Raw genomic sequence first — 7,430 nt, 5'->3', positions numbered from 1 at the left:
GTGGTATTGCCGATGGTGTTCACCTCTTCCCATTCCGAACAGAGCAGTTAAGCCCATCATGGCCGATGATACTGGTGTATTCCGGGAAAGTAGGTAGCTGCCATATTTATTTTAAGACACCCTTCAAGATTGAAGGGTGTCTTTTTTTATATGCATATACTTACCAAAAGTAGAACAACACCACCACACAACAAAACAACAAGCAATACAAGCAATACCATAAATACTACACCACACTATAATACTATACCAGAAACATAATAACTAGCAATACAAGTAAATACAATACAACACAATAAGCGCCCTGAAAAACAGGGCGCTTATTACTTATTTATGGCTATGTTATTTTGGCTTACATTATATTATCAGATACACTGAAGTGATAGCCCTTCCCTTTTAAAGTTATAATTTCTACACCGAGCCCCTTCGCAAAGTACTCCCGGAGCCTGCGTATATACACATCCAGGTTGCGACTGATAAAATAAGAATCATCTCCCCATATCATCTTCATCAATTCTCGCCGGTCTATAGGCTCATTGGGTGACATGCAAAATATATTCAGTATCTCTGTTTCTCTGTTGGAAAGCTTTATGGTTTCGGTAGGCCCGAATAGTTTCATGAGCTGAGGAGCATATCTGAATGTACCTAGTTTGAATTCCTGGGGAATCGTTTTCTGTACTGCCGCTTCTGATTGGTTGAGTATAGATATTTGGTTATCTATACGTACCATGAGCTCCTCCAGGCTGAATGGTTTTTTAATATAATCCGTTCCTCCGGAACTGAAGCCCTCAATAATATCCTGTGTCTGACTTTTAGCTGTCAGAAATATAATGGGTAGTTTGGGGTAAGCTTGTCTTATAGTTCTCCCGAGGCTGTATCCATCAATATATGGAAGCATAATATCGAGCACGCAAACATCAGGCTGAAAGGTGTTGATCAGATCCAGGATCTTTGTACCCTCTGTCTGATGCTGTACTCTGTAGCCTTTTATCTCAAGCGTTTCCTTTACAATACTGGCCAGATGTTCTTCATCTTCTATATATAATACTTTATACTTCATCTTTATCTGATTCTGGTAGTGAAATACTGAATACGGCTCCCCATCCGGAATCTTTTTCAAGACTAAGAATGCCATTGTGGGCAGCAATAACGTATTGTGCATATGATAATCCTAAACCGTATCCTTTTACATTATGGATATTCCCTTGTGGAACCCGTACAAATTTTTCGAAGATCCTGGACTGATAGGCTTGCGGTATACCCGTACCGTTATCAGCAATACTGAGGTATATATTGTGTTCCTTTTTGCAAAGACTGATTCTGATAATATTATTCCCGTACTTTATTGCATTATCAATCAGATTATAAATGGCACCAGTCAGGTGTGTACGATCTGCAGAGACCAACAATATCCCATCATCCTTTGTATCCCAGATCAGCTGTATCTCCTGTTCTATAAATACCTGTTGCAGAGAATATGCGATTTCCTGTACCAGTTCTAAAAGATTTATGGTTTCTTTCTCAAGAATCAATACCCCTTTGGTTGCCTGCGTAGTATCCATAATCTTATTGATCATTGTCTCCAGACGATTTATTTCCCACCCGGCCATTCTGAGATATCGCTTTGAGCGCTGCGGATCTTCCAGTGCATCATACATACTTAATGCCTCAATTGCAACTTTAGTTGTGGCGACCGGGGTTTTAAGTTCATGAGAAATGTTGTCGATAAAATGATCTTTCTGTAATGAAAATAAGGTTTGTTGTTTTGTATTGCGATAAGCCAGAACGAAGGCCAGGCTTGATAATAGAAGGAGCACAAGGCAAAATGCAGTTTGTGCAATAATGGCTTTGGTGATATATAATTTATGGCCGGTCAGGATTAAACTACGCTCTGTATTTTTGGGTTTATAGCTGAACGCATGCGGCATATTTCCTGCAGAAAGCCAGTGTACAGTTATATTTGGCCACTTCTTATGTAGTGCTGCTGCAAACTCTTTCCGGAGTGAACTGGTATCTATTTTCACCTGGAAGGTATCCATTTCTATATCATTCATAATTTGCTGCAGTGCAAAGCGGAGGACCTTACGTGTGTCTTCCGGATGTTTCATTACTGATGCAGAATCCTGAGCAACAGCGTAGGAATGTATAGCAATACCACTGTTTTTGGAAATGAGCATTGGTACGGCTGCAGTATCGTAGGGTGAAGGAAGTATTTTTCTGTCAGAAGGTATGGCGGGTATGAACTTCACGTCCGGCGCACTGACATTGAATTCTATGGTATCAGAAGATTTATTGGCCAAGAGTAATGTGGTTACTTCTTTGTTTAAAAGACTATCAGACATTTTGGTTTCAACGGTATAAAATACATTCTGTATATCCTTATCCAGCCGAGCAGACTCTTCTTTATATTGGCTCATGATCCATTTACAGAGAAATAATAGGAGCAGTACTTCGCTAGCCAGCATAAGCCAGCTGATCAATTGTAATTTTCTTGTCTGTTTCGTCTTAACCAACACCTTCATAAATTGTTCTGTATGCAAATAAACTAAATGCTTTAATAATACAGAAAATAGTTAACCTTATTTAACCTTATTTGGTTGGGAGTTAACCCCAGTCTGCATTTACGAGGAGTAGCTTTGCTCTATTATTTTAAATCAAATAAAACATGAAAAAGCTATTATTACTCCCCTTGCTGTTGATGACCACCCTATCGATGGCACAACAAACATTAGGCATGATTACTTATGAGCGTAAAGTATTTATCGATAAGGGGCAATTTGCCAATAGTAATCTACCGGATGGCCTTGCAGACATCATTCCTGCAGAGCAAAAATCATTGAAAACATTATACTTCACACCAGATGCAACATTATATGAAAACAGTACGGTGAAAATGGAGGCCGCTCAGGAATACACAGAGGGTAACATGATGTTCCGTGCTGTAGGACAAGAGCCAGATGAAAAAGTATATACAGATATTAAAAACCAAAAGAAAACGGAGCAAAAGGATCTGATGGGGAAACAATTTATCATTCAAAGTGAGTCCTTACCCGCATCGAAATGGAAGACAACCGGAAGGCAGAAGAAAATATTGGGCATGCCTTGTATGGAAGCAACAATGATGGATGAGAATGGGCAATACCAAATCATGGCCTGGTATACTACAGCCATACCCGTATCATCCGGACCTGATGGCATGAGCGGGTTACCAGGTATGATTATGGAAGTCTCTATCGGGCAAACCATGCTGATCACGGCTGTAAAAGTAGAACCCATAGATGCCAAAATGCTCACTCATGTTAAGCCACCTGCAAAAGGTAAAAAGGTTACAGCTAAAGAATATGATGCCATCATGCAAAAGAAAATAGATGAAATGGAGCGGCAGTTCAAAGGAGAAGGCAACGTCATTTTTAAGGTTGAAAAATAAACCATGCATATGTTTACAAAAATTGGCATCCTTACACTATTATTACTCAGCCTTACATTAAATAATGTATATGCGGTTCAGTATAACCTTAAAGGTCAGGTAACAGATAGCCTGTACAGCAGATTGGGCGGGGCTTCCATCTCGCTGCTTGATCCTTCCGATTCTACGCTCGTAACATTTGGCATCACTAACGCTCAGGGTTTTTATACCCTTACTGCTGTAAAGGAAGGTAGCTATTTACTACAGGTAGCGCTGATGGGTTATTATACACAATACAAATCAATAACCGTTAATGACCAGATGACAACCGATCTGGGTATACAGGTATTGGCCGAAAATGAACAAGGTAGTGTACTGGATGAAGTCATTGTATCGGGAGAAAAGATACCTATACGACTTAAAGGAGATACCCTGGAATATAATGCCGGATCATTCAAAGTTAAGCCTGATGCGGTTGTGGAGGATTTGCTGAAAAAGATGCCTGGGATAGAAGTCGATAAGAATGGAAATATAAAATCGATGGGCAAGGCCGTAAATAAAATCCTGGTGGATGGAAAAGAGTTTTTCGGCGATGATCCTAAAGTTGCCACTAAAAATCTGCCTGCAGATGCGGTTGACAAAGTCCAGGCCTTCGAAAAGAAATCAGATGCATCTTTATTTTCCGGCATTGATGATGGTGAGCGGGAGCAAACTTTAAATCTGGTATTGAAAGATGGAAAGAAAACAGGCTACTTTGGTGAAACAAAAGCTGGAGGAGGCACTCCCGAGAAATATGAAGCTTCCCTGAAAGCTTTTAAGTTTCGCCCTAAAAGCCAGCTGGCGGCGATGGGTATGCTTAATAATATTAATAAATTCGGATTCAGCTTTGAAGATTATTTCAATTTTAACGGAGGACTGAAATCACTTGTCGGTAACGGTGGTGAGATCAGGATTGATGGAGATGAGATGCCTATTGATGCCGGACAGCCGGTAACGGGTAATGTCAATTCAGGAGCATTTGCTTTAAATTATATGGCTGAGCCTGATGCGCATAACCGTCTTTCATTTAACTATATGGGTAATGGAATGGACAAGCTCCTGGATCAATATACAAATACGAAAAATTTTATTCCCGACGGCACTTTCGCTACGGAGAAAAATGAACAGAGCAAGTCTGCGAATCTGGCAAACAGGGCTTCTGCAAAATGGCGTCAGCAGGTCGATTCAGCTCATTTCATGACCTTTAATCTATATGGCCTTTTAGGATCCAGTAAACAAAATGAGCAATCATTTTCAGAGAGTTACAGGAATATCATTTTAGAAAACGATCTTGATAACTACATCAATAATAAAGGCAAGAAAACTGAAGCGGGCGCTGATTTTACCTGGCTGCAAAAACAGAAAGGGAGCTGGCCGGTACTAAAAGCTGTATTGCAGGGCGGGTATAAAAAGCAGTCCGGCAAAGAGTTCTGGCGCAACCGAACAGTGTATATTAATCCGGCTCAAGAAATAAGAGATGAGCAATATCGGAATTATACAGGTATCGGTGCTAACGGATCAGCGACCCTGAGTGCAGTGCGTACATTGGGAAAAGGATATTTCCTTGAACCTTCATCAAGCATTGTACTGTCCACTGAAATGACCGATCGCAAACAAGGACCACTTAACGTACCAGATATGGTTACAGATTCATTAAGTCCCGCGTTTACAAGAAATGTAGTCACCTGGTCTAATGCTTTAACATTGAAACGAAACCAGAAAACGCTGCGTTGGAATATGGGCCTGCAAAGAAAAGATCTATGGTTGAACCCGGTGCTGAATGGGCAATCCCTGTATCAGAAACATTATGGCTATTTCCTGCCATCTATCTTCTGGGAAAAAGATCAGGACAGGGGTAAGCGCATTACACTTTCATATAACACTTCTGTTGCAGCTCCGGATGCTGCACAATTAATGCCGGTAACCGATTACAGCAATCCATTGATGCTGACAAAAGGGAATGAACATTTGAAACCAGAGTATAACCATACTGTCAACGCCATGTATTTCTTGTTTGATCAATTCAACATGTCTTCTTTTTCTGCATCATTGCGGGGAAGTTATACGAACGATAAGATAGCATATGCCCGCACTATATCCTCAAATCTTGCACAGCAACTACAGTTGGTCAATACACCGTATGAGGTATCCTCACAATTATCGCTTGATTATTCCAGGCCAATTAATAGTATTGGGCTCAACATTCATACAAGTATAAGTGAGACCTGGGCGCAAAGTCTTAACCCTGTAAATAGTATTAATAATAAGAATAACACTTTGTCTCATAAGCTGGATCTGAGTTTTAGCAATATCAGCAGCGATGTTTGGGATCTGCATTGGGGAGGGAATATTAATATTTCAGATTCCCGTTATTCAATCAATAAGGAGATGAATAATCAATATTATAATTATTCCGGTTTTGCACAGATTGGATACCGACCCACCGCCAAATGGAATTTTACCGCTTCCGGAGATATTACCCATTACACTGCCCGTAGTTTTGATCACCCGGTTACTGTACCGATTGTAAGTGCAGAAATTACACGATACATTTTTGCGAATCAGCGAGGGGCTATATCTCTGAGGGCATTTGATTTGCTGGACAGAAACAAATCAGTGCAGCGGATAAGCCAGCTGAACTATCTTATGGAACAGCGCTCTAATACTATCGGAAGATATGCAGTGCTTTCTTTCAGTTACAGGCTCAACAAAGCAGGTACACCTGGTAGTATTTCAGTACAGCGTTAATACCTGTTTTATAAAGAGGCGGAGGGTTGATCATTTTAATGATCAACCCTCCGCCTCTTTATATTTGTTATCAGCCAAATTGTATCTGCCAGGAGCCTTCCCATTTTTGCTGTGGCTCCAGCATACATATTCCCTCTTTTTCTGCAAGCAGCCCGGATGCGCTTTCAACATCAGTAACCCCATTCCATGGCTCGATACAGATAAAATTGGCATCTTTTTTACTCCATATTCCCAGGTAGGGAAACTGCTCAAAAGAAACTTCAATATATCGTTTGTCTTTCGAAGATGCTAAACGTATTTTTTTAGAGTTTAGCTGTTTAAAGATGAGTGCATCGTCATAGAACAAATCCTTTTTCAAGGACACGTTAGCGGTGTGCTGCAAAAAAGGAATACCTTGTTGTACCAGGTGTCCATCTTGATTTAGCGGATAGATATCAGCCTGCTCTGTTTGTTCAAATTGCAGTTCGTAATCCTCAAATTGTAAGGTATCATTAATTGGTATTTTAAATGCAGGATGTCCGCCAATAGAGAAGTACATGTTATCATCACCAGTATTCTCTACACTGTAGCTCACCGCCAAATTATCATCGGTAAGTTTATAATGCACTTTCAGACAGAATAGAAACGGATATTTAGCCAGTGTTTCGGCATCCGACTGCAGACTTAATGTAGCCTGGTCGGCTCCATGTTGTTCTGCCGTAAAATTCATATCCCGGGCGAAACCGTGTCTGGGCAAGGAATACAGCAGTCCATTATGTGAAAATGTATCATTCTTTAGCGTACCCACTATCGGGAATAGGATAGGACTATGCTTGTTCCAGAAAGCAGGATTGCCATCCCATATATATTCTGTCTGTGTTTCTTTATGGTATAGACTACAGAGTTCAGCACCTTTTAGGAGAATATTTACTCTTGCTGCGGGCGTTTCCAGTGTAAGCATCAGGTAGATTTGTTTTGGGCAAAATAAACAAATCACCTAAAAACATGAAATTACAGGTCGATTTTCTCACCTTTTCCTTGCTTCTGTACTTATATTTTAAAGAATATGTGTGGTCTGTAATGTGTACTGGTATTGATTTATGATAAAAATTGATCAGGTGTATTTGGGTTAAAGGAGCAAAAAGATTTGTTTAGGATTTTAAATGGTTCTATCTTTGCACTCCCTTACGGAAACGGGGGTTGCTCTTAATATTGGATGGGAAGTGAGACTGGGATTGGCTTTGAGGTGTTTTTGGAG

At 40.3% G+C, this 7,430-nt stretch carries 5 protein-coding genes and 1 rRNA gene; 3 read left to right on the top strand and 3 right to left on the bottom strand.

Features of this window, described 5'->3' with window-relative positions; translation table 11 throughout:
• Window positions 1-106 (top strand): 5S ribosomal RNA (rrf, locus tag FTD44_RS15995); the annotation flags it as partial.
• A gap of 246 nt (window positions 107-352) precedes the next feature.
• On the opposite strand, the gene FTD44_RS15990 is transcribed toward rrf, so the two are convergent.
• Together FTD44_RS15990 and FTD44_RS15985 are read right to left on the bottom strand one after the other, a co-directional pair.
• Window positions 353-1,060, bottom strand: a complete 708-nt coding sequence (locus tag FTD44_RS15990; protein ID WP_222167386.1) for a response regulator transcription factor — start codon at window positions 1,058-1,060, stop codon at window positions 353-355.
• Complete coding sequence (locus FTD44_RS15985; RefSeq protein ID WP_222167385.1) at window positions 1,050-2,522, bottom strand: sensor histidine kinase; 1,473 nt, start codon at window positions 2,520-2,522, stop codon at window positions 1,050-1,052. The genes FTD44_RS15990 and FTD44_RS15985 overlap by 11 nt, the downstream gene beginning before the upstream one ends.
• A 143-nt stretch (window positions 2,523-2,665) precedes the next feature.
• On the opposite strand from FTD44_RS15985, the gene FTD44_RS15980 reads away from it, so the two are divergent.
• Window positions 2,666-3,427 (top strand): GLPGLI family protein, encoded by a 762-nt coding sequence (locus tag FTD44_RS15980; protein ID WP_222167384.1) that lies wholly within the window; start codon window positions 2,666-2,668, stop codon window positions 3,425-3,427.
• A gap of 9 nt (window positions 3,428-3,436) precedes the next feature.
• Entirely contained in the window at window positions 3,437-6,193 is a 2,757-nt protein-coding gene (locus tag FTD44_RS15975; protein WP_222167383.1) for a TonB-dependent receptor, read from the top strand.
• Window positions 6,194-6,263: 70 nt separating this feature from the next.
• On the opposite strand, the gene FTD44_RS15970 is transcribed toward FTD44_RS15975, so the two are convergent.
• Complete coding sequence (locus tag FTD44_RS15970) at window positions 6,264-7,133, bottom strand: aldose 1-epimerase family protein (RefSeq protein WP_222167382.1); 870 nt, start codon at window positions 7,131-7,133, stop codon at window positions 6,264-6,266.
• Window positions 7,134-7,430 lie beyond the last annotated feature (297 nt).

It is taken from the genome of Edaphocola aurantiacus, assembly GCF_019797745.1.
Lineage (GTDB): Bacteria > Bacteroidota > Bacteroidia > Chitinophagales > Chitinophagaceae > Edaphocola > Edaphocola aurantiacus.
The sequence above is the reverse complement of the archived record's forward strand: the minus strand, read 5'-3'. Positions and strand labels throughout refer to the sequence as shown.